19 protein-coding genes are annotated in these 25,565 nt (G+C 52.0%); 8 read left to right on the forward strand and 11 right to left on the reverse strand.

Translation table 11 applies throughout. The features are described from left to right. Nucleotides 1-166 precede the first annotated feature (166 nt). Entirely contained in the window at nucleotides 167-1,675 is a 1,509-nt protein-coding gene (gene alkA / locus Z042_RS11045) for a DNA-3-methyladenine glycosylase 2 (RefSeq protein WP_024912676.1), read from the forward strand. Here alkA and Z042_RS11050 read toward each other — a convergent pair. The 3 genes from Z042_RS11050 to Z042_RS25020 all read right to left on the reverse strand — a co-directional run bounded on the left by Z042_RS11050 (nucleotide 1,643) and on the right by Z042_RS25020 (nucleotide 6,978). Continuing rightward, nucleotides 1,643-4,984 (reverse strand): diguanylate cyclase, encoded by a 3,342-nt coding sequence (locus Z042_RS11050; RefSeq protein ID WP_024912677.1) that lies wholly within the window; start codon nucleotides 4,982-4,984, stop codon nucleotides 1,643-1,645. The genes alkA and Z042_RS11050 overlap by 33 nt on opposite strands. Before the next feature lie 204 nt (nucleotides 4,985-5,188). Next, on the reverse strand, nucleotides 5,189-6,625 hold the full coding sequence (mgtE, locus tag Z042_RS11055; protein ID WP_024912678.1) for a magnesium transporter: 1,437 nt from the start codon (nucleotides 6,623-6,625) through the stop codon (nucleotides 5,189-5,191). A gap of 185 nt (nucleotides 6,626-6,810) precedes the next feature. Further along, nucleotides 6,811-6,978: a YfgG family protein gene (locus Z042_RS25020; RefSeq protein ID WP_071882824.1), complete on the reverse strand. Its 168-nt coding sequence runs from the start codon at nucleotides 6,976-6,978 to the stop codon at nucleotides 6,811-6,813. Nucleotides 6,979-7,517: 539 nt separating this feature from the next. On the opposite strand from Z042_RS25020, the gene Z042_RS11060 reads away from it, so the two are divergent. Continuing rightward, on the forward strand, nucleotides 7,518-9,752 hold the full coding sequence (locus tag Z042_RS11060; RefSeq protein ID WP_024912679.1) for a sensor domain-containing phosphodiesterase: 2,235 nt from the start codon (nucleotides 7,518-7,520) through the stop codon (nucleotides 9,750-9,752). Nucleotides 9,753-9,844: 92 nt separating this feature from the next. On the opposite strand, the gene Z042_RS24525 is transcribed toward Z042_RS11060, so the two are convergent. The 4 genes from Z042_RS24525 to ppk1 all read right to left on the reverse strand — a co-directional run bounded on the left by Z042_RS24525 (nucleotide 9,845) and on the right by ppk1 (nucleotide 14,767). Then, nucleotides 9,845-10,684, reverse strand: a complete 840-nt coding sequence (locus tag Z042_RS24525; RefSeq protein WP_024912680.1) for an AraC family transcriptional regulator — start codon at nucleotides 10,682-10,684, stop codon at nucleotides 9,845-9,847. Continuing rightward, entirely contained in the window at nucleotides 10,685-11,029 is a 345-nt protein-coding gene (locus tag Z042_RS11070; RefSeq protein WP_024912681.1) for a DUF6506 family protein, read from the reverse strand. 110 nt (nucleotides 11,030-11,139) lie between these two features. Then, on the reverse strand, nucleotides 11,140-12,693 hold the full coding sequence (gene ppx, locus Z042_RS11075; protein ID WP_024912682.1) for an exopolyphosphatase: 1,554 nt from the start codon (nucleotides 12,691-12,693) through the stop codon (nucleotides 11,140-11,142). 10 nt (nucleotides 12,694-12,703) lie between these two features. Beyond that, nucleotides 12,704-14,767, reverse strand: coding sequence for a polyphosphate kinase 1 (gene ppk1, locus Z042_RS11080; protein WP_024912683.1), 2,064 nt, complete (start codon nucleotides 14,765-14,767; stop codon nucleotides 12,704-12,706). A 258-nt stretch (nucleotides 14,768-15,025) separates the two neighbouring features. Here ppk1 and Z042_RS11085 point away from each other — a divergent pair, with 258 nt between their 5' ends. Genes Z042_RS11085 through pstB form a run of 3 tightly spaced genes read left to right on the forward strand, consistent with a single transcriptional unit; the run spans nucleotide 15,026 to nucleotide 19,696 of the window. Further along, a complete protein-coding gene (locus Z042_RS11085) occupies nucleotides 15,026-17,188 on the forward strand; it encodes an ABC transporter permease subunit (RefSeq protein ID WP_024912684.1) in 2,163 nt (720 codons plus the stop codon). Then, nucleotides 17,185-18,837, forward strand: a complete 1,653-nt coding sequence (gene pstA / locus Z042_RS11090) for a phosphate ABC transporter permease PstA (RefSeq protein WP_024912685.1) — start codon at nucleotides 17,185-17,187, stop codon at nucleotides 18,835-18,837. Before Z042_RS11085 ends, pstA begins: the two co-directional genes overlap by 4 nt. Before the next feature lie 46 nt (nucleotides 18,838-18,883). Further along, nucleotides 18,884-19,696: a phosphate ABC transporter ATP-binding protein PstB gene (gene pstB, locus Z042_RS11095; RefSeq protein ID WP_024912686.1), complete on the forward strand. Its 813-nt coding sequence runs from the start codon at nucleotides 18,884-18,886 to the stop codon at nucleotides 19,694-19,696. A 9-nt stretch (nucleotides 19,697-19,705) separates the two neighbouring features. Here pstB and Z042_RS24530 read toward each other — a convergent pair whose 3' ends face one another. The 4 genes from Z042_RS24530 to purM form a co-directional block, all read right to left on the reverse strand. After that, nucleotides 19,706-20,263 carry a bactofilin family protein gene (locus Z042_RS24530; RefSeq protein WP_024912687.1) on the reverse strand — a complete coding sequence of 186 codons (558 nt, stop codon included), beginning with the start codon at nucleotides 20,261-20,263 and terminating at the stop codon, nucleotides 19,706-19,708. 479 nt (nucleotides 20,264-20,742) lie between these two features. Continuing rightward, on the reverse strand, nucleotides 20,743-21,297 hold the full coding sequence (gene speG, locus Z042_RS11105; protein WP_024912688.1) for a spermidine N1-acetyltransferase: 555 nt from the start codon (nucleotides 21,295-21,297) through the stop codon (nucleotides 20,743-20,745). Nucleotides 21,298-21,413: 116 nt separating this feature from the next. Beyond that, entirely contained in the window at nucleotides 21,414-22,052 is a 639-nt protein-coding gene (gene purN, locus Z042_RS11110) for a phosphoribosylglycinamide formyltransferase (protein ID WP_024912689.1), read from the reverse strand. Then, nucleotides 22,052-23,089: a phosphoribosylformylglycinamidine cyclo-ligase gene (gene purM / locus Z042_RS11115; RefSeq protein ID WP_024912690.1), complete on the reverse strand. Its 1,038-nt coding sequence runs from the start codon at nucleotides 23,087-23,089 to the stop codon at nucleotides 22,052-22,054. The genes purN and purM overlap by 1 nt, the downstream gene beginning before the upstream one ends. Nucleotides 23,090-23,174: 85 nt before the next feature. Here purM and Z042_RS11120 point away from each other — a divergent pair, with 85 nt between their 5' ends. The 3 genes from Z042_RS11120 (at nucleotide 23,175) to uraA (ending at nucleotide 25,533) form a co-directional block, all read left to right on the forward strand. Then, nucleotides 23,175-23,408 carry a hypothetical protein gene (locus tag Z042_RS11120; protein ID WP_024912691.1) on the forward strand — a complete coding sequence of 78 codons (234 nt, stop codon included), beginning with the start codon at nucleotides 23,175-23,177 and terminating at the stop codon, nucleotides 23,406-23,408. After that, on the forward strand, nucleotides 23,408-24,034 hold the full coding sequence (gene upp, locus Z042_RS11125; RefSeq protein WP_024912692.1) for a uracil phosphoribosyltransferase: 627 nt from the start codon (nucleotides 23,408-23,410) through the stop codon (nucleotides 24,032-24,034). Before Z042_RS11120 ends, upp begins: the two co-directional genes overlap by 1 nt. A gap of 209 nt (nucleotides 24,035-24,243) precedes the next feature. Further along, nucleotides 24,244-25,533 (forward strand): uracil permease, encoded by a 1,290-nt coding sequence (gene uraA / locus Z042_RS11130; protein WP_024912693.1) that lies wholly within the window; start codon nucleotides 24,244-24,246, stop codon nucleotides 25,531-25,533. Nucleotides 25,534-25,565: the final 32 nt, after the last annotated feature.

Here is a 25,565-nt window from a genome sequence, read left to right on the forward strand (position 1 = left end):
GGGGCGACTTTACCCGATATTGGCGGGTTGGGCAACCAGTGTGCTAAGCCCGTGGTCTGTGCATGAATGGCGAAAAATATCGCGTTGATAGCATTGATATGCTTCACTTGAACCGTTCAGGTTAATGTCCGATTCCCGCACGTCAGCCAGTAGTACGAGCCTCATAATGAAGAAAAAACCGACTCAGAGTGTGACTATGATGGATCAACAACAAGCCTTATATCTTGCGCTGAGGGCGCGAGATCGTAAATTTGACGGGCGTTTTTTTGTTGGCGTTTCCTCAACGGGGATCTATTGCCGACCAGTGTGCAGCGCACGCACGCCGAAAATCGAAAATTGCACATTCTATCCCAGCGCCGCTGCCGCTGAATTGGCCGGTTTTCGCCCCTGCCTGAAGTGTCGGCCAGAGTTGGCGCCGGGGTTGGCGTTGATCGATTTAGGCACCCGCTATGCGCAGGTGGCGGTACAGTTGATCGAACAGGGGTATCTCTCGGAGCACAGTTGTGAGCAACTGGCGGCGCGTTTAGGTATTTCTGATCGTCATCTGCGGCGTATTTTTGCCGAGCAGTTTGGCGCATCGCCGATTGATTATGCTCAGTCACACCGTTTATTACAGGCCAAACGCCTGCTGGCGGATACCGATCTGCCGCTGAGTGAAGTGGCGTTTTCTGCCGGATTTGGCAGCCTGCGGCGTTTTAATGAGCTATTTAAAACGCGCTATCGTTTGATTCCCTCTGAACTGCGCAGCGCCGCAGGCCGCTCTGGAAATGCCGCCAGCAGCGGATTGTTGTTCCACTTAGGCTATCGCCCGCCTTACGATTGGCCGCGAATGCTGAGTTTTTTGCAGGCGCGTGCAGTGAGCGGAGTGGAATACGTTGCAGGGAAGCAATACCTGCGTTCTATGGCGGTTCATCAAGGAGGAATTGATTACCAGGGCTGGGTTAGCGTACAGCCAGAGGAAGCCAGTAACCGGGTGCGGGTGGAGATTTCTCCTTCGCTCAGCCGGGTGACGACGGAGGTGCTGAGGCGCATCCGACAACTGTTCGATCTGGATGCGGCACCCGACCGTATTGCCGAGACATTGGGGAGTTTAGCCGCGGGGGCGCCGGGCCTGCGGTTGCCGGGATGTGTTGATAGCTTTGAGCAGGCAACGCGTGCGGTGCTGGGGCAGTTAGTCAGTGTGAAAATGGCCGCCATTTTTGCCGGGCGTATGGCCGAGCGCTGGGGAACGGCACTGGAACACCCCAATGGCTGTGTGACTCAGGTGTTCCCAGGAGCAGCAAGGGTGGCGCAGTTGCAGCCAGAGGATCTGCGGCCATTGGGGGTGCAGCTCAAACGGGCTGCGGCTCTGATCGCGTTGGCCAGAGCGGTGACAGACGGGCGGTTACCGTTGGATAACGTGCTGGATATTGAGCAGGGTATCAAAGATCTGACCACATTGCCGGGGATCGGCAACTGGACGGCCAGTTATATCGCTATGCGCGCCTGGTCATGGCCGGACGTTTTTCTGGCAGGAGATTACCTGATTAAACAGCGTTTTCCAGGTATGACTCCGCGGCAGATTGAGCATTACGCTGAACGCTGGCGGCCATGGCGCTCTTATGCCACGCTGCATTTATGGCATAACGGTAATTGGGAGCCTTCAACGGATACCAAAGTATCCCCCAGCGAGTAGATCAACCAGAGGCTGCTCCTGAGCGATAAAATCGCCTTCTACCAGATCAATACCGATGGCGGTCAGCGCATTCAGCGTGGCCTGCTGGTGTACCGGGCCCGCCAGCGTTTGGGCGTGTATCCGGTGTGCCGCGCCATTGATCATTGATACCATCAGTTCATCCATCTGGTTGCTGTGCACGTTAGTGACAAAACGTTCATCAATACGAATATAATCAATCTTCTGGCCGTTTAACTGATCGAACACGTTCAAGTTATGCCCGAAGCCGTTGACAATCAGTTTGCAGCCCATCTGCTGCAATCGGCGGATAAAACCCCCGCCATTTTCCGCGTGATCCAGAATCACGGTTTCATCCACTATCAGCAGTATTGCCTGGCAGGGCAAGGTAGAGGCTGCCAACTGTTCTTGCAGATAGTGTTGGAATTCACTGTCCAGCACGCTGTCGGTGGCCAGCGGCAAGGCAATGGAAATCCCTTTTTGGTGAATGGTTTGCGCGTGTAGTTCCAGTATCTGGTGAACCATCCAGCGGTCAATACTGGGCAATAGGCCATACAGTTGTGCTGCGCTGAAAAAGGCATCCGACGTTAAAGCATGTTCATCTGGTGGGATAACCTGCAATGCGAGCTGATAGAAGCAGACTGCTAGCGGTGTTTTGGGGGGCGAGACGGCTTTGACGCGCAATTTCAGTTGCCGTTTATCAATAATGGCGGTCAGTTCCTCACGGGTCAGCAGTTCATGTTTGCGTTCCATCAACTGTTTCTGCCGGGCTTCGTAAATATAAACCTGCCCACGGCCACGGTGTTTGGCGGTGTAGCAGGCGATATCTGCCTGTGCCAGCAGTTCGGTGCTTTTGCTACTGGTGGCGCTGATTTGGGTGATACCTGCGCTGGCACCTACATGGTAAATTTTACCTTCCCAATAGAACGGGTGCTCGCTGATCTGCGTGACCATCTGCTGCATCAGCATTCTGGCGTGTTCCAGTGAACAATCTAACAGGAGCAAACCAAATTCATCACCGCCCAGGCGGGCCAGGCAGTCACTGTTGCGCAGCTGGCGTTGCATCAACTGACCAATCTCTTTCAGCAAAGCATCGCCTGCGGCATGCCCGGCGTTATCATTGACGGCTTTGAACCGATCAAGATCGAGGAAAACCAATGCGTGCCGCTGTTCGTGATTAGCCGCGCTGATAATGGCGTTTTTCAGGCTCTTTTCGAAGCTGGTGCGGTTTTGCAGGTTGGTTAATGCATCGTGTGATGCGCTGTAGCTGAGCTTTTTCATCAATTCCCGAGAAGCGCTGACGTCTTGCAGTACCATCACGGCGCCCATCACATCCCCTTCGAGGGTTTTCAGCGGCGAAACGGATGCCTGCACGTCGAAGTGGCGGCCATCGCGGCTGTGCAGTACCAGAGCATAATCCTGCGGTAAGGTTTTTCCTTCCTGTAGACAGCATTGCACCGGGTTTTCGACTTCCGGGCCTTCTTTACCGTTGGTCATGCGTATCACACCGGTGATCGGCATACCCAGTGCCAGTTCCAATGACCAACCGGACATCTGTTCAGCGATGGGGTTCATAAAGGTGACGCGCATCTCGCTGTTGGTGGAAATAACGCCTTCACCAATGGCATCAAGAGTAATGTGCAAACGTTCTTTTTCTTCGTGTAGGGCTTCGGTCAATGAGATGATTTCTGTCATATCGATGTTGGTGCCAATCAGGCGCACGGGTCGATCGTGTTCGTCAAGAATGGTATTGCCTTGGCCGCGGATATGCCGAATCCCTCCTAAACGGAGTGCGATGCGAAACTCCATAATAAAGGGCCGATGATGAGTCGTAATGGTTGAGATCTGCTGCATGGTACGTTCGCGATCTTCTGGCAGGATTAAGGAATTCCACAGGGCTATAGTCGGGGTCTGCTCAGGGGAAAGTTCGTAAAGCTCGAACATCCGTTTATCCCAGGTGAGTTTCTCATCGCCCAAAACCCATTCCCACACGCCGATGCCACCTGCCTGATTAGCCAGAGTGATACGTTCCATCAGGTGGCGATTCTCGGCTTCTGTGCGTTTCAGTTCGTTGATGTCTTCCACCTGGGCAATAAAATACAGCGGCTGCCCCGAGGGATCGCGCACTAACGACACTGCCAGCAGTGTCCAGACGCTTTCGCCATCGCTGCGGATATAACGTTTTTCCATGGTATAGCTGCTGATATGGCCATCAAACAAATCCTGCCATTGGATCAAATCGGCATGTAAATCATCCGCATGGGTGATTTCCTGAAAGGTCAGGCGGTGCAGGATTTCCGGCGGGTAACGCAGCAGTTTGCACAGAGCCTGGTTGACCTGTAGCCATTTCCCTTCGGGCGATACCAGCGCCATACCGATGGCGGAATACTCCAGCGCATTACGAAAGCGAGTTTCACTCTCCACGATATGGTTTTTCTCAACGCGGAATGCGTGCATTACCATCGACATGGAATGGGCAGGGAGCAGGATCAACAACAGCGGCAGGTAAATCTCGATATCGCCTAAAAATTGCTTCTGAGTCTGAAAATGCAACAACCCAATTGAGATCATGATAGTAATCATCAGCGTGGTGGTAAAGCAGATGATAAAGGCTTCAAGTCTGGGCAGGCTGATAGCGGCCCACAGCAGCGGCAGAATGACGAAGGTAAACGGGTATGGCAGGTTAAGCAGCGCCAGATAAGCAAAGGTCAGCGTGCCCATCAGCGTTAGCAGCAGTTCAAACCAATTCAATGCTTTTAACATGGAGCGCTGATAGACCAGCCCTATCGGGGCTAAAGAGAGTACCCCAATTGCTTCTGAAATAAACCAGATACTGAAAGGGTGCCAGAATGGCTGTCCAGGCTGAGGAACCCAAGAGGCGGCCAGGAATGCGCTGAGCATGGGGGTAAAGATGACCGCACAGACAACAAATTTCAGCCAACTGGCTAAGCCATTGAGCGGATCAGTAGGGTGTAGAACCCGGCGTAATAACAGTGTACAGACCGTCGCTTCCAACAGATTGATCAGCGTGAGTTTGACCGGGAGCCAGCTAAAACCGAACAGGATAAAACTGGCCAGGCAGATACTGATGCCGCTGAGCAACAGCGGCAGTGGCCAGCTGCGGAGTGGATGCCGGTACAGAAACATAATAATGGCCGCGGTGGGAAACCACAGCGGGGTAAAATAGCTGGATTCAATAGAAAGCAGCAGGCAAAGGCAAGCTAACAGGAAGACTGCGATCGCCATCAACAACGAGTGAGTCAGCAGGGAACCTTGAGGTGAAACGGGCTGGTTGGTTGCGCTGATGTCCATTGGTAACCTTACTGTGCTCTTGGCCACGGGCAAAATATAATGCGGTTAAAATGGGAGCTTGATTAAGAGCCTATCCCAGTAGGCTCTAACAGAGGTTAGTACAGTGTATGACGGATTCCTATTGAATTAAGCTGTTTCGCCCGGTTAAGTCAATTTTGTAGGTCATTTTTGAAGGAAAATTCGGCATTAAGTGCCAATTATCAATCATGGCAGTAAGAAAATGGTGGCCAGGCCCAGGAAAATAAAAAAACCACCGGTATCGGTCAATGCGGTAATCAACACACTGGAGCCCACCGCAGGGTCGCGCCCCAGTTTAAGCATAGCCATTGGAATCAATACCCCCATCAGCGCCGCCACCAGCAGATTCAGGAGCATAGCCAGTGTCATAACGCCCCCCATGGCCAGATCGTCATACAACAGATAAGTGACCACTCCCATAATCCCCCCCCAAACGATGCCGTTAATCACCGCGACGCCCAATTCTCTGAGCAACAGACGCGAGATATTACCGGCTGCAATCTGGTGCAGCGCCAGCGCTCGTACGATCATGGTGATCGTCTGGTTACCGGTATTGCCGCCAATACCGGCGACGATCGGCATCAGGGTAGCCAGGGCTACCAGTTGTGAAATGGTGTGTTCAAACAGGCCGATGACGCGTGAGGCGATAAAGGCCGTGCAGAGATTGATGGCCAGCCATGCCCAGCGCGTTTTCACTGCTTTGCTGACCGGAGCGAAGACATCTTCTTCCGGGCTTAAGCCCCCCATGCGACGCAGCGTGGTATCACTTTCTTCGTTGACGACGTCAACAACCTCTTCAATCGTCAAACGCCCCATCAGTTTGCCTTGGGCATCAACCACTGGGGCACTGATCAGGTCATAACGTTCGAACGCGCTGGCGGCGGCTTCGGCCTTATCTTCCGGCTGGAAAGTCGTGGGATCGTGATCCATTACTTGAGAAACCGGGGTTTTCGGATCGTTGAGTAACACTGCGGTCAGCGGCAACTCGCCTAACAGCGTGTTTTGGCGGTCAGTGATGAACAGCTTGTCGGTGGCATCCGGGATGGTTTTACGCTGGCGCAGAAAACGGTGGACGGTGCCGAGTGAAATATCCGGGCGTACCGTAACCAGCTCAAAATCCATCATCCAACCAACGGTATCTTTGCCGTAATGCACCATTTCCCGTACTTGTGTACGTTCGTTCGGCTCGAGCGAGGTCAGTAGGCGGCCCATCAGGTTACGTGGCAGATATTGTGCCAGATAAGCCTGTTCATCGACGTCCAGCGTTTTGATCGCTTTGAGCAGGTCTTTATCGCTCATCTCTTCGATCAGGCTGTCCCACACGGGTTCCGCCACTTCAACCAGCGTTTGACCACGCTTATTGGTATCAACCAACCGCCATAGCGCCAGACGGGCATCCTGCGGCAAGGCTTCCAGCAGGTCTGCTAAGTCGGCGGCGTGCATATCTTTTAACAGCTGGGTAATTTCAGCAGTGTGATCCAGCAACTCGCGGGTGTTGAGGGCTTTTTCATCCCCAATGCGGCCAAGAATACCATCAACTAACCCTTTGTTATTTAACAGCAGGCTAAGAATACGTTGACGATGTTCAGCTACTTTTTTGACATTATGTGTTGCGGTGGACATGGTGTTCCTTAGCACGGATTTGCTAAAAAGAGCCTCTTTACAGCTATCTTTACCAGATAAAGCGTAGCGGCAATGAACGTCATTTTTATGAAATTAACCCCGAAAATGAGGAATAAGCCCAAAAAATTATATATGGGGCTGCTCCCCCGAAAACAGCCGCAGTTTTTACGCTGAAAACAGCGTGGTTATTGATTATCCACAGTGGTTTCAGTGAATTGTGATTCAGATGAGCGCAATTTTTCCTGATGATGAGGGATCGCCATCAGTACCGCATACAGCAAGCGGCCAACTAAAATAATAAAACTGATCAGCAGCACGATTCTGGTGATGCGCCCGGTGGTCTTCTTTCTCATCGATCCCCCTTAGTGTTTCGGGTTGTTGGCTGCGCAACACGGTTTTCAGCAGAATTGTCACAGGATCTGGAGTATGCTTTTGAAGATGAATGGGTCTCATTTCTGAAACTCATCATGAGAACCCGCAGCGTCGCCTTGGTGCAACCTGAATGATTTAGGGTGTGTAATGAATTTATTTATTGTTATTCAGTGAGTTGCCAATGGGATTTTATGTGTTGATGACAAAATATGTCTAGGCTATTTCAGAGTATATTTAAGCTTTGTTTAGATTGAGTTGGATTCTTTGTTGAGCATGAATAAGTTATTATCAGCGGAATCAAGCGTTTTACGGGTTTTTGTCAGCTTTATTTTCTCATTGATTGATTGTAGTCAAATCTTGAGCTATTGCAGTGAATAGAATTCACAACCGTTCTTAATGCAGGATCACTTTGTCTCAGTGGGTTCCTTGAATGGTTATGGAGGGGCTTTGATCCGGCTTTACTCTGCAATTTAAATAGGCTTAAGCGGCGAAATGAATCACGCATTGGTATAGTGTCCTGATGGGTATCTTGAAAGTCTGGAATAAGTTACGCGATCATTGGTGGGGTCAACCTATTGTGTTGAGCCTGCTGGTATTGCCTGTTGCTGGCTGGTTATCGCCGCATCTTATGTTGCCCGATGGCAAGATCTATCTGGTCTATTTGCCGTTGGCGGTATGTTTTTCTTTATTAATGGTTTATGACTGGCGCGCATTGCCAGGCATCGCCCTCGCGATCCTTATCCGCTATTCCGACCACGCTGGGATTAATTTCACCGTGAGTATGGTCTCGATCTATATGATATGCCTGACTATCTGCTGGTGGGGATACCGTAGTCAATCACAGCGCCGATGGTGTGCGGGTTTCTCGGAGCTGAAGCTCGGTAAATATCGGCTGATCTGGTTGGTTATCATTCCTCCGGCGGTGTTTATCTTCGGCCTGCAGTCAGCCATTGGCCTTGACCTGCTGCCTGATGAATTGGGTATGATGTCAAATAATGGTATTAATCTGCATACGCTGATCAATTTTCAGGCGCTTCTGATTGGCTGCCTTTCGTCCATGCAGCTGTTTTATTTTATCTTGCGGATCATTAAAAACCCCAAATTTGCCCGGGTGCTGTGGGGGCGTATTTGCCGCGAGATTGCACCGTCGGTTAAACGGAGTGAACTGCAACTGTGGTTTGCGGTGTTGCTTGGATTGGTGGCGATTCTGTCTTATCACACGGCGGACACGGGCGAACTGCAAGTGCCTGACTACAGTTTGACGTTGCTGTTGCCGGTGATGTTATACAGCGCCATGCGTTTTGGTTATCAGTTCAACGGTATTATCTGGGCGACGACGCTGCTGGTGCTGTTCTTCAACTATCCAGGTTATGTGCAATGGAGCAACGTATTACATAACCTGACGATGATTTCTTCAATGATGTTGGCGTTTACACTCAGTATTCTGCTGGCTTCCGCTGTGCATACTCGCCAACGGATGGATCATGCCAAAGCGCAGAGCGCTTCGTTGAAAGATCCGGTGGTGGGTTTACCCAATCTGCGTGCGTTGAAACGTGATTTAGCGAAAACGCCACGTTCAACGCTGTGTTTTCTGCGCATTGCGGAGTTGGATTTACTTAGCCGTAACTATGGCATGCAGTTGCGCATTCGTTTCAAGCAGAAACTGGCAAGTACGTTGCATACGGTGCTGGAAGACGGAGAGGATGTATATCATCTACCCGGGTACGATCTGGTATTGCGCTTGAACGGTTCCAATAGTGAAAACAAGGTTGTCAGGATTCAAAATACGCTGGAGAGATTCCGTCTGGTATGGAATGGATTGCCGATTCATCCACCGTTAGGGATCAGTTATTGCAGCGTTTATTCGGAAGTGGCCCACCTGCATTTGTTATTGGGGGAACTGAGTTCACTGGCGGAAATGTCGCTGACCAGCGGCCGCCCAGAGAATGTGCAAAACGATCATCATGTTGTACAAGATGAAATCAAGCGCAAGGTTGCTTTGCTGCATTGGGTGCAGCGTTCGCTGGATAACAACAGTTTTATGCTGATGGCACAACCCATCGTTGGGGTGCGTGGAGATGCGTACCATGAGATCCTGCTGCGTATGCTGGATGATGATGGCAACATTGTGCCTCCTGGCGAGTTTATGCCGGTGATACATGAGTTTGGTTTAGCTTATCAGTTGGATCTGTGGGTGCTGCGCCATACTTTGCAGTTTATGGATCAGAACCGCAGGGTTTTGCCGAGTGCGCGTTTTGCCGTGAATCTTTCACCGTCTTCGCTATGCCGCCCAAGCCTGTGTAAGGATGTGCGTGAGGCGTTGCAGCAGTACCAGATTGAGCCTTATCAGATAGTCTTGGAAGTAACCGAATCCCATTTGGTACAGGACGTGAAATATGCCAAAAGCTCGTTGAAAGAGCTGCGCCAACTGGGGTGCCGCATTGCGTTGGACGATTTCGGAACCGGCTATGCCACTTACGATCGCCTGAAAGAGCTGCATGTGGATACGCTGAAGATCGACGGCAGTTTTGTGCGTGGCATGCTGACGAGCAAGGTGGATTACCAGATTATTTCATCAATCTGTAAAGTTGCGCTGATGCAACGGTTATCGATTGTCGCGGAATATGTGGAAACGGCGGAGCAACGCGACATGCTGAAAAGCCTGGGTGTGGACTATATGCAGGGCTATTTCATCGGTGAGCCACAACCGTTAACGTCGTTGGTGCAACCGGAAGAAGGTGAAGAAACACCTTGAGCACGATGATTTCCTGTTTATTTTTCAAATAACCAATTGGGTGAGATCCTATCTGATTTTCCAGTATTCAAATGCGATCGGATGCAGGGTTATTAGGGTTTGAGCCTGGCGCTGCTCTTAGGGGAAATATAATAATGCAATCCTTTATATTGCTCTGTGAATAGCTGGCTGGGCGTTAACCCTGTGTAAAATCGGCAAGTTTTGATGAAATGGGATTGGTCGGTATAGCCATAGGCCAACGCGCTGTCTAGAATATCTCCGCCAGCTAATATATGGCGAAGGGTGTGCTGAAAACGCGCCGTGCGGCAAAAATAGCGAGCATCAACCCCAATAAAGTGACGAATATGTCGTTCCATGGTGCGCGGGCTCAGCGCAAGCCGTTCGCGTACTATAGATAAGGCCTCACCATAGTAAAGATGGTTAGCTGCCTGGGCCAATTGAGAAACCGTGGTGAGATGTTGATCAAGCATACGACTCAACCAGAGCTCTAATTGACTAACCTGTAACTTGAACGGTATTTCTGCCAACGCGGGGAATGGATATTTTAGTGCCATTTCGTGCAGCGATACCGGCTTGTCTCTCAGTTCTTCAAGCGAGAGATTAAACAACGGAAAGCCAGTACCACACCGCAAACGGGTTGAGATGAATTTTATCTCGGACGATGTGGTTAACGGAGAAAGACGAATTCTTGCCCGGCGCGGGCTAAACAGAAAGGCATCACCGACTTTAATGACCTGAGTATCGGTGATAATGCTGTTGTCCAAAGAAATCGTCTCTACCAGCAAAGCCGTTCCCTGATTAAATATCAGTTCTCCGCCAGTGCCTGGCAATATCTCAGGTAACGTTATACTGTCAGGCAGATGCCAATGCCAGTAATGCGCTATCCAAGGGGATAGCGCATGAGATGGAGCAGCGATATATTGCCGTATCATTCAGGAGCCCGTTGAAGCAATATCTGCCGCATGGTGATCATTCAAATTATCCCCGCTTTGAAAACCCAACAGAGGGTGAATATCAAAGCGCACCACGCCAACTGCCATCCGGCCAGCAACGGCTTCAACAATGCGTGCTACCCCTTGATGGCCAAAGCCTGCACATAGCTCAATGGCTCGGATGCCTTCCGCATACAAGCCATCAAGAATATCGCATCCTTGCTGGTAGTTACTGACGGCGATGGTTTTAACATGCACATGCTCAGTGTTAACCCAGGCAGAATGAGTTTGTGCATTGCTTTTTGGAGCAACAAAAATAAAAGCCGCTTTTAAAATATCAGTCATAAGTTTATCTCCGGTTAGTGATGACCGGAGAATCATATCGCGTGTCTTTTTTAATGGATTGTACCGCGCCGACATGCCCTCATTGCGATTAAAAAACGGCACGAACTTGGTTATGCCGAGCGTTGTTGTTCCTGCTCACTTTCCTCTTCTTCGATCATCAGCTTCCAGCCGACAACGTCATTCCAGTAGGCCTGTTCACGCTCAAAATCCAGTTGCACCAGGTTGTTCTGCGCCAGATAACCGGGTGGAAAACGTAGTGTCCAGTGGTTATCGTCGGTCAGCAAACGCAGCGTTTCTGGCGTGGTGGTGGACTGGCGCTGATTGTTGAGCAAGGTGCTCAGGCGCAGTAACTGGATCAAGGGCAGATAGTATTTTTTCTTGAACAGATTCAACCGTGGCAACTCTTCGAGTTTGATCGCTTTGCGGTGGAAACGCACCAAGGCTGCCAGCAACCACTGCTGCTCCTGGTTGAAACCGGGCAGGTTGGTATTTTGCAGAATATAGGCGGAATGACGGTGCATACCGCTGTGGTTGATGCTCAGCCCAACTTCATGCAGCATCGCGGCCCATTTCAGCAAGGCTTCTAACTGCGGTTGTACCATTTTGGTATTCTGCGCCATCCATTGGGCGTACAACAGCTCTGTGGTATCCAAGACACGTTTGGCCTGTTCACGGTCGATATTGTAGTGCTCCGCCAGGCTTTTTGCCGTGCGGCTGCGGATATCCTGATGGCGGAAACGGCCTTCCATTTCATACAGCACGCCTTCACGCAGCGCGCCGTCAGAAAGACGCAAATCGCGGATGGCCAAGGCATCAAATACCCCGCAGAGAATAGCCAGCCCCGGAACGAAGACCGACTGGCGATCTTCCGCCAGCCCTGGCAGGCTCAGCGCACTGAAATTTTTAAACTGTAGTACCTGTTCTGCCAGCATTTCCAGGCGTTCCAGTGTGATCAAGCCGTCTTTCTCCCCCAGTTCCACCAGCACTTCATGAGCCGCTTTGATGGTGCCAGAGGCTCCCAGCGCGTATTGCCAGCCCTGAATGCGGTATTGCCAGGCCAGGGTTTCCAGCTTTTGTGCTGCTGCCAGGCGGGCCCGTTTGAAATTGGCCTTGCTGATTTCTCCATCAGGGAAAAACTGTTGTGCGAAGCTCACGCACCCCATACGGCGGCTTTCCGCCAGCAGAGGTTCAAAGTCTTCCCCAATCACCAACTCGGTGGAGCCGCCGCCGATATCGATCACCAGCTTACGGCCTTTCTCTGGTTGGGTGTGTTCCACCCCCATAAAGATCAAACGCGCTTCTTCCTGACCAGAGATAATCTCAATGGGATAAGGGATCACTTTTGCCGCACGCTTCAAGAAAACTTCCGCATTCACGGCCTGGCGCAACGTATGCGTCCCGACGATGGTTACGTTATCTGCCGGGAAGCCCTGTAGCCGTTCGGCAAACAGCGCCAAGCAGCTCAGGCCCCTTTCGATGGCCTCTTCACTGAGCACGTTGTCACTGCCCAAGCCATCGGCGAGATGTACCCGCTGTTTTAAACGGCCTAATACCTGTAAAGAATCGTTCACGACACGAGCGATCACCATATGGAAGCTGTTCGACCCAAGGTCGATAGCCGCGATTTCCTGTGGTTTGTTAGTTGCGGAGCTTTTTAGTGGCATAGTGGCTGGCCTACTGTGCTGGTTGTTCCAGAGCTTTTAAATACTCATAAATAGCCACCTGTGCGCGCACTTTGCGGCGGTTGCCGCGCGGCACGTACTGGTTGCTCAGTTCTTTATCGATATAACGGGCTTTGACCGTATCACTGAACAGGATTTCCAGAATATCCAGAACGCGCTGTTTCAGCGCCGGATCCAACAGCGATACTGCCACTTCGATGCGGTAATCTATATTGCGAGTCATCCAGTCAGCAGATGAGAGATAAACCCGCTTGTCACCTTTGTTTTCGAAAACATAGACCCGATCATGTTCCAGAAAGCGGTCTACGATGCTGATCACCTGAATATTGTCATTCATTCCTGGCAGGTTAGAAATCAATGAACACATGCCGCGCACCAACAGACGGATTTTCACGCCGGCAGCGGCAGCGGTATATAACCGATCCACTAACCCTTTATCCACCAAATTATTCACTTTCAACATAATACTGGCGTTTCCCCCCGCCTGCGCGTTGACAATTTCGTGGTCGATCAATTCATACAGCATCCGGCGGGAGTTCTGTGGGGATACCATCAAATGATCGAAGGTGACCGGCCGGTATGGGTTTTCAATAAAGTTAAACACGCGGCGTACTTCGTTGGTGATGCGTGCATCGGCGGTCAGCAGCGAGTAGTCGGTGTAGATCCGGGCGGTTTTCTCGTTGAAATTGCCGGTTCCTATATGAGCATAGCGCACAATGTTCTCGCCTTCACGGCGTGAGATCAGGAACAATTTGGCGTGAATTTTCAGCCCTGGGGCAGAGAAAATGACATGTACACCGGCTTCCGTCAGCCGCTTGGCCCAGTGGATATTGGCGGCTTCGTCAAAGCGCGCTTGCAATTCAACCACTACGGTGACTTTTTTGCCGTTGTGCGCCGCATGGATCATTGATTCGATGATGCGCGAGTCTTTTGCTACCCGGTAAATATTGATTTTGATGGCCAACACGTTGGGATCGAACGACGCCTGCCGCAGAAACTCCAGCACGTGTTCGAAGGTGTGGTAGGGGTAGTAAAGCAACACGTCTTTCTCGCGGATGGCATCGAAGCCGTTGCGGAACTTATCGAACCAGACATGGCGCAGGCGTGGTAATGGCCGGTTGACCAGATTGGCTTTGCCGACGTTGGGGAAGCTGATGAAATCTTTAAAATTGTGGTAACGGCCACCGGCAATGACGGAATCGTAGTTGGAAATCCCCAGCTTGTTGCGCAGCAGTTCCACCATTTCATTCGGCATATCACGCTGATAAACGAAGCGTACCGGTTCGGCGGTCAGGCGCTGTTTCAGGCTGGAAGACATCAGTTCCAACAGGCTGGATTCCATCTCGGTAACCAGATCGTATTCCGCGTCACGCGTCATTTTCATCGAATAGGCATTGAGCGCGTCGTAATCAAAGAAGCCCTTGAAGATTTCGTCCAGGCAATAACGCAGAATGTTGTCCAACAGGATCATTGGCTTGCGGCGGCGCGGTGCTTCCGGCGGCAGATTGACAAAGCGTGGCACCTTGTCGGAGGGAATTTCCAGCAGCGCATAATCAATACGCGTGCCACGGATAATCTCTACCGCCAGATAGGTGTAATCATCTTTCAGAAACTGCACCAGATTGGTGTCGTGATTGATGAGGATCGGCGTGATGTGCTGGCGCAGGTGCTGTTTAAAGTATTGCCGCAGCCAGACTTGCTGGTTTTCGGACACCTGCCGCTCGTTGATCAGAAAGATTTGATTGCGCGCCATTTCCAGCAGCAAATCGTTGTACAAGCTATCGAATTCCTGATCGGTTCTTAACACCTTGGCCTGAATTTTTTTCAGCAAATGGCGTGATGTGCCGCCGGAACCCTGCTCTTCGCTGATTAAGATGCGCCGTTTCAAGTCGGCAAAGCGAACTTTATAGAATTCATCAAGGTTATTGGAGTAGATGCCCAGAAACCGCATACGCTCAATCAGGGGATTGCTCTTATCTGCGGCTTCCTGCAATACGCGTTCATTAAAGGATAACCAGCTTAGTTCTTTATCGATGTAGAGCTTTTCCTGACTCATTGCCACTCCAGTTCAATTTTAGAAAAGGACGCGGAACACCGCCCAATGCCTCATCTCATTATTGCGAGAGATGGGCAGGAATGTCCAACATATCTATGGGCTTGTAGCACTCAGTAGGAACGTAGCCATACTGCTGGCCCCTCTGTCACACCAGGGAATAACGCCTGGAAATTTTGTCATGCAAACGCCATAAAACTGACATAAGATGCGCGGTTATCGGGGGGCGTAAGCCAGCAAACGGAGCCGATGACGAGAGACATGGCACAGATAATGATAACTCAACCTGCCCGGGATCGCCTGCGGGCCTATGTCGATCACGGCGTGCAGGGTGCTGTCACCATTAGTGGATTGCTGGTGTTGATGACGCTGATGCTGATTTTTGTCTATCTGCTGCTATCGGTTTTGCCGTTATTCAAACCGGCTTCTCTAGGAACTGCTCGCTCATTGCCAATCAGCGGGGCTGTGCCTGCCTTGGCGATCGGCATGGATGTGCCGCAGCGCATAGGTTACCGGATTGATCAACAGGGCGAAGGCTATTTTTATCGTCTGGTTGCCCCCACTGACGCCAATGCCGGGCAATGGCTGGCGCAACAAACATTGTTGCATAAGCCGGTATTGCTGGCGCAGGCGGTAGGCGAGCGCGATCTGTTTGCGTTGGCGCAGGCCGATGGCCGCTTTATCGTCACCCGCGCCGATTTTGCCTCAGAAAGCGGCGGTAAACCGCAATGGCGTTTTCCATTAGGCCAACAGCCTATGGCATTAGATCCGCAAGGACGGCCATTGGTGCTGCTGGCGCTGGCTGAAATGCGCACCGGCGCGACGTTGCTGGCCGCAGTGACTGACGATCGGCGCCTGTTATTTGGCCGATTCAGCCTTACGGCACCCCCCCAGCACCTAGAACTGCAACTGCCAACTACCGCTGAGCAATTGATTTTGGCACCGGATGGCCGCCAGCTCTATTTATTGGCTGGCAATCAATTGACCCGTTATCAGGTTGACGGGGTTCAACTGCATCAGCGTGAGATTCTGACCCTTGGCGAACACCCGCCTTATCGCCTGATGGCGTTGCCCGGTGGTGGTGCTTTGTTGATTCGGGCAGGGGATGGCAGCCTGCATGAATGGTTTGAAGTAGAAAACCAACTGACGCCGATACAGCAATTTGAGCATCGGGGATTAGCACCAGAACTGCTGGTGACCGAATCTTCGCGCCGGGTGTTTGCCACTTTACAACCGAGTGGCGCATTTGCGTTGTTCTCCAGTATTCAACCGCAGCCATTGTTAAAGACCACATTGCCCGGCGATGTGCAGCAGATGGCGTTTGCACCGCGTGGCAATGGCCTGTTGCTTGAAACGGCGCAGGGTTGGCAGCATTACCCCGTGGAGAATCTTTATCCAGATGTAACCTGGCGTTCACTGTGGCGGCAGGTGTGGTATGAAAATTACCCTGAACCCGCTTATGTCTGGCAATCCACCTCGGGGGAAGACAGCTATCAGGCCAAGTTCAGCCTGATGCCGATTATTTTTGGAACATTCAAAGCGGCGGCGTATGCCATGCTGTTTGCCGTGCCATTGGCGTTGGCTGGCGCCGTTTATACCGCCTGTTTTATGTCGGCGGGGCTAAGACGCGTGGTGAAACCGGCGTTGGAAGTGATGGGCGCGTTACCAACGGTGGTGATTGGGTTGGTTGCCGGTATCTGGTTAGCGCCGTTGATTGAAGAATATTTGCTGGCGGTACTGGCTTTACCGTTGTTGCTGGCGTTGGTGGTGGTGTTATGCGGTTGGCTGGCCAACCGGTTTTTTCCACGCCCATTAGCACCGGGCATGGATTTACTGCTGCTGTTGCCGCTGGTGGTTTTGACTGTCTGGCTGGCGTTGGCCGTTGGGCCGGGGTTGGAATGGCAACTGTTCGGTGAGCCGCTATATTTCTGGCTGGGGGAGGGATACGTTCAGCGGAATACTTTGGTCGTCGGTGTGGCGATGGGGTTTGCGTTGGTGCCGATTATATTCTCGCTGGCGGAAGACGCCTTGTTCAGCGTTCCTACGGCATTCAGCCGGGGCTCACTGGCGTTAGGGGCCACCCAGTGGCAAACCGTGGTACGGGTGGTGTTGCCCTCGGCCAGCGCAGGGATCTTTTCGGCATTGATGATTGGCTTTGGGCGCGCGGTGGGGGAAACGATGATCGTGCTGATGGCTACCGGCAATACGCCGATCATTGACGGTAATCTGTTTCAGGGGCTGCGTGCTCTGGCGGCCAATATCGCTATTGAAATGCCAGAGGCAGTGGTTGGCGGCAGCCATTACCGCGTGTTGTTCCTCACCGCGCTGGTGTTGTTTATCTTTACCTTCGTGTTGAATACCCTGGCAGAAGCGGTGCGGTTACGCTTGCGTGAGCGCTATACGTTGAATCAGGAAACGCCATGAAAAAATGGTTCAACAGTGGTTCGCCCTGGATTTGGCTGACCGCCGCGTCGGTGGCGGTGAGTCTGTTGGCGTTGCTCGGCATCTTGCTGCTCTTGGCCGGGCAGGGGATGCGTTATTTTTGGCCCGGCCCGGTTTATCAGTTTGAATTGAATCAAACGGCGGCCGGGCCTGTGACTATGATCGGTGAACTCTATCAGCAGCAGGAACTCTCACGTAGCCAGCTGCAGGATGCGGGCGTTATGCTGCCGCTGGGCGAGGCACAAAGCTTTATCCGTTATTTAATCAAGGTGGGGAACCGTGAAAGTGAAGGGCAGGATTTCCGTACCCTGTTAGCCAGCGATGTACGCGAGAGAGCCACACCCAAAGAGATCTTGGTCTTGGAACGCCATACCCGTGGCACGGCTTACGGTTATCTGGTTGGTATGTTGGAGGATGGTCAGCCGCTAACCGGTCACGATCTCAGCCAGGCATTGCAGCAGCGCTTACCGCAGATTGCTGTGCTTTCCCGCCAGGCGCACGATCTCCAGTACCGCGATATGGCGCGCATTAATGAACAATTTGCCAGCCTGCGCCTGCGTGAGAAAAAGCTGCTGCGTGATAACCAGTTGGATGCGCGTTGGCAGGCGTCGTTCCGCGCTGAAAGGCTGGAATTACAGCGCCAGTATCAACAACTGGCGGATAAATTGCAGAGGCTGAATCAGGAGCGTCAGCGTGATGCTTTGTTACTACGCGATATGCATGGGCAAATCCACACTATTCCGCTGAGCCAGGTGCGTGATGCCTGGTATCCAAACGCTATGGGAACCGGGCAGAAATGGCTGCATTGGGCTGGGCAGGTACAAAAATTTCTGACCGACAGCCCACGGGAAGCCAACACCGAAGGAGGCGTATTTCCCGCCATTTTTGGCACCGTGCTGATGGTGATCCTGATGTCGATCGTGGTGATGCCGTTCGGCGTGATTGCGGCGATTTATTTGCATGAGTATGCCGGCCAGCATCTCCTGACACGCCTGATCCGTATTGCGGTGGTTAATTTGGCCGGGGTGCCCTCGATTGTCTATGGCGTCTTTGGTCTTGGCTTCTTTGTGTATATGGTCGGGGGCACTCTTGACCAACTGTTTTATGCGGAATCACTGCCGAACCCGACCTTCGGCACACCTGGCGTGCTGTGGGCGGCGCTGACGCTGGCGTTGCTGACGTTGCCGGTGGTGATTGTGGCGACCGAAGAAGGGCTGTCGCGTATTCCTGCCACCTTGCGCCAGGGATCGCTGGCTCTCGGAGCCACCCGTGCGGAAACTCTGTGGCGCATCGTGTTGCCAATGGCCGCTCCGGCAATGATGACCGGCTTGATCTTGGCGGTGGCGCGTGCGGCAGGGGAAACGGCACCGTTGATGTTGGTTGGCGTGGTGAAATCGGTGCCGGTATTGCCAGTGGATGAGATCTTCCCGTATTTGCACTTGGAACGAAAATTCATGCACCTGAGTTTCCAGATTTATGACATGGCATTTCAGAGTCCCAGCGTAGAGGCGGTAAGGCCGTTGGTGTTTGCTACGGCGTTGCTGCTGGTGCTGATCGTGGTGGGGCTTAATCTGGCGGCAATGGGCATCCGCCATTCGTTGAGGGAGCGGTATAAAACATGGTCGCAATAGTCCTGCACAATGCGGGTGAAAGTATTACTGCTTTGGGGAGTACAACATGAGTTTGCTCACGCCGGGCCGTTTACCCCGGTTGGATGTGCAGCATTTGACCGATGAACAGACGGTACTGGCGGTAAACGGCCTGAATCTGTTTTATGGTGCCAAGCAAGTGCTGCACGATGTGTCGTTACGTATTCCAAAGCACCGCGTCACGGCGCTGATCGGGCCTTCTGGTTGTGGTAAATCAACCTTGCTGCGCTGTTTTAACCGCATGAACGATCTGGTGGATGATTGCCGGATTGAAGGCGAATTGCTGCTTAACGGTGAGCGCATTTCCGGCCCGCAGGTTGAGGTTGCCGCGCTGCGGCGGCGAGTTGGAATGGTGTTTCAGCGGCCAAATCCGTTTCCGAAATCCATCTATGAAAATGTGGTTTATGGTCTGCGGCTGCAAGGCGTGCGTGAACGGCGCATGCTGGACGAAGCGGTGGAAAGCTCCCTGCGTGCAGCGGCATTGTGGCATGAGGTGAAAGACCGTTTGCGTGAAAATGCCTTTCGTCTTTCCAGTGGCCAGCAACAACGTCTGGTGATTGCCCGCGCTATCGCAATTGAGCCGGAAGTGTTGTTGCTGGATGAGCCGACTTCTGCGCTCGATCCGATTTCCACCTTAACCATTGAAGAACTGATTTCTGCCCTGAAACAGCACTACAGCGTGGTGCTGGTGACGCACAACATGCAGCAGGCTGCTCGGGTTTCGGACTATACGGCGTTTATCCATCAGGGCCAGTTGGTGGAATATAGCGATACTGATGGCATTTTCACTTCACCATGCCAGCGTCGGACGGAAGATTACATCACGGGCCGTTATGGCTGATACCGGTTTCTATTTGGCTTGTTTGTTGCTCAACGGCTCTTGATGACTGCCATCTTCAACGGAGTTGACGGTAGCTTTAAACGGCGTGACTTTGCCTTGCTCAGCCTGCACCTTCTGCATCTGTTGGGATTGGCCGATAAACACACCGCCTTTCTCGATTGAGATTTCGTCGGCAAAAATATCCCCACGAATGCTGCCTTTTGGCTGAATGGACAGCGAGTCGGCGTAGCAGCGGCCTTCCACGGCTCCGTTAATCATGATCTGCTGAGCGCGGATCTCGCCTTTCACATAACCGGTATTCTCAACGCGAACCATATGGGTACAGATCACGTTACCTTCAACTCTGCCTTCGATAATGATGTTGCCATCACCTTCGATCACGCCGGTGAATTGGGCGCCATTAGAGACAAAAGTATCCTTCTTGGCCCGGATCGGTTTTATCGCATCGATGGCGTCAGCCTGCGCGGTGGCTTCGGGGTAAGCTGTAGTTTGGGAAATCGGTTGGTCAATCACTTCTGGTGTTTTTGACTCATTACTGGATTTTTTTTGTTTGTTAAATGACAACATTTTATTCGTCCTTTTCACTTTGTAAGAAAATACAATAGTCACCAACAGCACAACGCTCAAAACCGCCAACAACGTTCGGTTTAAGTAGATCCCGTTGGTGTTGATCCCTGTTAACCAAAGTATGATGAGCAATGCCCATAACACCCATATACACCATAATAATTTGTATTTACGCATGTTTTTCAGGCCGATGGCGTTCCATTTTATCACGGTGTGTGAGATACCTGAGTTGTTTGCCCACTACCGCCGTGACTGTCTGTTGGGAGCTATCCATAATGAGCGGAATGATACCTAACAATGACCATTAATTCATTATTCAGTTTATTAATCAGAATCTGTATGTTTTTCTGCGTTTGAGTTGTTAAATACGGCATGTTTTGCAGGCATCTTATTGCCATGAACGGAAAATGTGGAAGTGCACCCGTTGTCTGCCGATCTTTGCATTGCGCGGGGGAGATGGCCTATTCCCCGGCATGTGCTTATTTTTGTGCAGTTTTTGCGGTGGGTAGCATTTTAAACCTCGCCAGATATTGTGGCTGGAAGATACACATACGGAGTACGGTGCGGTATTCACCATTGACGAAGAATTCATTGATCAGCTCGCCTTCCACTTCGAACCCCAACTTAGTGTAGATATGAATCGCTTTCGGGTTTTCTTTGTCAACGATCAGGTACAGTTTGTAGAGGTTCAGTACGGAAAACCCATAATCCATCGCCAGTTTGGCGGCCGCGCTGGCATAGCCTTTACCCTGATGTGCCGGATCGATGATGATCTGGAATTCGGCACGGCGGTGGATGTGATTAATCTCCACTAACTCAACCAGGCCGACTTTGCTGCCACTCTGTTCGATGATGAAACGCCGCTCGCTCTGATCGTGGATATGTTTGTCGTACAGATCCAACAGTTCGACAAAGGCCTCGTAGGGCTCCTCGAACCAGTAGCGCATCACGCTGGCGTTGTTGTCCATTTGGTGAACGAACGTTAAATCGTCCCGTTCCAGCGGGCGAAGCTTAACGCTGGTGGTGCTCGACATATCTTTTCCTTAACGTGATAAACAATATGTGCAAAGTATAACGCTGAGCGCTGGAGTAGAGTGAAAAAAAACGGTGCTATCAGAGCACCGTTTAGACAACATTCAGATTGCCAGCATCAATCTGCGGCATATCCTTGTGCTGGCAAGCGTTCGCCATCCAGCCAGGCTGCGTTATCGTTCATACTCAACCGCCCTTCAACAAACCAGTTCACCACCAGTGGATAGAGTGTGTGTTCCTGAGCTTGCACGCGCTCAATCACTTCATCCTCTTCATCACCGGGAAAAATGGGCACTTTGGCTTGCAGGATCACCGGGCCACCGTCAAGCTGCTCGGTGACGAAATGAACTGAAGTGCCATGTTCGCTATCACCGTTGTCGATGGCCTGCCGGTGGGTGTGTAAACCAGGGTATTTCGGCAGCAGTGACGGGTGGATATTCAACAGGCGCCCGGCATAATGCTGCACAAACGCGCTGCTGAGGATGCGCATGTAACCGGCCAGCACCACTAAATCGGGCTGATAGTGGTCGATGGCTGCGGCCAGTGCGGCGTCAAAGGCTTCACGATCGGCAAAGGCTTTGGCATCAAGCGCATGAGCGGTGATACCGGCTGCTTCAGCACGTTGCAGGCCATAAGCCTGCGCTTTGTTGCTGAAGACGGCCACAATGTTGGCCGCAATCCGACCTTGCTGGCAGGCATCAATCAACGCCTGGAGATTGCTTCCTTGGCCGGAGATCAATACCACAATCTTTTTCATCACTGAATGACCACAGGTTGTTCGTCAGCAGAGGCCACGAGCTGGCCGATTTTCCAGGCTTTTTCGCCCGCCGCGGTTAACAAGGCGATGGCTTCTTCAACCGCTGCTTCCGGCAGCGCGATGATCATACCTACGCCACAGTTGAAAGTGCGGTACATCTCATGGCGGCTGACGTTACCGGTCTGTTGCAGCCAATTGAAGATGGCTGGCCATTGCCAGCTTGATTCGTCAATGACCGCTTGCATACCTTCTGGCAGCACGCGTGGGATGTTTTCCCAGAAACCGCCGCCGGTCAGGTGAGCAATGGCGTGAACATCAACGTTTTCAATCAGTTTCAACACTGATTTGACGTAAATCTTGGTGGGTGCCAGCAGATGGTCAGCCAGTGGTTTGCCTGCCAACAGGGTCGTGGTGGGATCGGTATTACTCACTTCAAGGATTTTACGCACCAGCGAATAGCCGTTAGAGTGCGGGCCGGAAGCGGCTAGCGCGATCAGGGCATCGCCGGATTGCACTTTGCTGCCATCGATAATCGCGGATTTCTCAACCACGCCAACGCAGAAGCCTGCTACATCGTAATCTTCGCCGTGGTACATACCGGGCATTTCGGCGGTTTCGCCACCAACCAGCGCACAGCCAGATTGTTTGCAACCTTCGGCGATACCGGTGATCACGCTGGCCGCGGTATCTACGTCTAATTTGCCCGTAGCGTAGTAATCAAGGAAAAACAGGGGTTCGGCACCCTGAACCACCAGATCATTGACACACATGGCGACCAGATCGATACCGATGGTGTCGTGGCGTTTCAGATCCATCGCCAGACGCAGCTTGGTACCCACACCGTCAGTACCGGAAACCAGGATCGGTTCACGGTATTTCTGCGGTAACGCACACAGGGCGCCAAACCCACCCAATCCCCCCATGACTTCCGGGCGGCGGGTCTGTTTCACTACACCTTTGATGCGGTCTACCAATGCGTTGCCAGCATCGATATCGACACCTGCGTCTTTATAGCTGAGAGAGGTTTTGTCGGTCACTGCGCGATCCCCACGACGGTTTGCGGTTTGAAAACTGTGCATCCGGCATTGCTGCCGGAACAAGGCGCGGCAATTCTAACAGCGCATGCAAACGTTTGCGAGGGCCTTGTGGGCCTGCGCCAATTTTTTGCTGTCGCTGTCAGGTGATGTGATTGCTACTGGTAACGGAGGTAAACTGCTGCTTGAAATTGATTGGGTATATAATAATTATCACTCTTTTGTTGATTTAGATCTGGCGATGAGTAGTGGCGCGCTCAGGAAAAGGCGGTATAATCGCGCGATTTTTTTGCTGCAAGCCGCCTTAATAGGAGATAAATGATGAAGATCGTTGAGGTGAAACACCCGCTGGTGAAACACAAGCTGGGGCTGATGCGTGAGCATGATATCAGCACTAAACGCTTTCGTGAGCTGGCTTCTGAAGTGGGTAGTTTGCTGACCTATGAAGCGACGGCCGATCTGGTGACGGAAAAAGTCACCGTTGAGGGCTGGTGCGGGCCGGTTGAAGTTGAGCAGATCAAAGGGAAAAAAATTACCGTAGTCCCTATCCTGCGTGCCGGTCTGGGCATGATGGAAGGGGTGCTGGAACACGTGCCGAGCGCACGTATCAGCGTGGTGGGGGTTTATCGTAATGAAGAAACCCTGGAGCCTGTGCCGTATTTCCAGAAACTGGTGTCCAATATCGCAGAGCGTATGGCGTTGGTGGTTGATCCGATGCTGGCAACCGGTGGTTCGATGATTGCCACTATCGATCTGCTGAAAAAAGCGGGCTGCCACAGTATCAAAGTGTTGGTACTGGTGGCGGCGCCGGAAGGGCTCGCCGCACTGGAGAAAGCGCACCCGGATATTGAATTGTATACCGCTTCCATCGATCAATACCTGAATGAAAATGGCTACATCGTGCCTGGCTTGGGTGACGCGGGCGATAAGATATTTGGTACCAAATAAAGTTTAGCCGACCAGAGAGTCGGCTTTTTTATACCCTTTGTCTTTCAAGCTACAGCGTTGCTGGCTACGGACGTAAACCCCGGTCATTGATTGCGCATAAGCTCCTGGGGTTTTAGGTTCTTGCCGCCTGGCGGTAACTTAAAATTCATTGGGTATAACTCACTAAGCTTAACTAACTGATTAATACAATTCAGAGGAAAACACACACCATGACTCGTCGCGCCATCGGCGTCAGCGAACGCCCGCCGTTGTTCCAAACGATTCCACTCAGCTTCCAGCATCTGTTCGCCATGTTTGGCGCAACGGTATTGGTGCCGATTCTGTTCAACATCAACCCGGCGACGGTGCTGCTGTTTAACGGCATTGGCACGCTGCTGTATCTGTTTATCTGTAAAGGTAAAATCCCGGCGTATCTGGGTTCCAGCTTTGCGTTTATTTCGCCGGTACTGCTGCTGTTGCCATTGGGGTATGAAGTGGCGCTTGGCGGTTTTATCATGTGCGGTGTGCTGTTTTGCCTGGTGGCATTCATCGTGAAGAAGGCCGGAACCGGCTGGCTGGATGTGATCTTCCCGCCTGCGGCAATGGGGGCCATCGTCGCCGTCATTGGCCTGGAGCTGGCGGGTGTGGCAGCCAATATGGCCGGATTGTTGCCTGCGGAGGGTACTTCTGCCAACAGCACAACCATTACCATCTCACTGGTGACGCTCGGGGTAACCGTATTGGGCTCGGTGTTATTCCGGGGTTTCCTGGCAATCATTCCGATTCTGATCGGTGTGTTGGTGGGGTATGCGCTGTCATTCTTTATGGGGGTGGTAGATCTGACGCCGATCCGTGAAGCGCACTGGTTTGCTCTGCCCACCTTCTATACGCCACGTTTTGAATGGTTTGCTATTTTCACTATTCTGCCTGCGGCGTTGGTGGTAATTGCTGAACACGTTGGCCACCTGGTGGTGACGGCAAATATTGTTAAAAAAGATCTGCTGCGCGATCCGGGCCTGCATCGTTCGATGTTTGCCAACGGCATCTCAACGGTGATTTCTGGCTTCTTCGGCTCAACGCCGAACACCACTTATGGTGAGAACATCGGCGTAATGGCGATTACCAAGGTTTACAGTACCTGGGTGATCGGCGGAGCGGCGATTCTGGCAATTCTGCTCTCTTGCATCGGCAAACTGGCGGCGGCGATCCAGGCGGTGCCGGTGCCGGTGATGGGGGGCGTTTCCCTGTTGCTGTATGGGGTGATTGGTGCTTCGGGTATTCGTGTGCTGATTGAGTCCAAAGTGGATTATAACAAAGCACAGAACCTGATCCTGACTTCGGTGATCCTGATTATCGGCGTCAGCGGAGCTAAAGTGCATATCGGTGCGGCAGAGCTGAAAGGTATGGCGCTGGCAACCGTCGTTGGTATTGGCCTGAGCCTGCTGTTCAAGCTGATCAGCCTGTATCGCAGAGAAGAAGAAGTGATCGATGTTCCAGAAGAACGGCTCGATCACAAATAATGCGTAATACGGTGGTATAAGGCAGAACAGGG

The sequence above is a fragment of the Chania multitudinisentens RB-25 genome (assembly GCF_000520015.2).
GTDB classification, from domain to species: domain Bacteria; phylum Pseudomonadota; class Gammaproteobacteria; order Enterobacterales; family Enterobacteriaceae; genus Chania; species Chania multitudinisentens.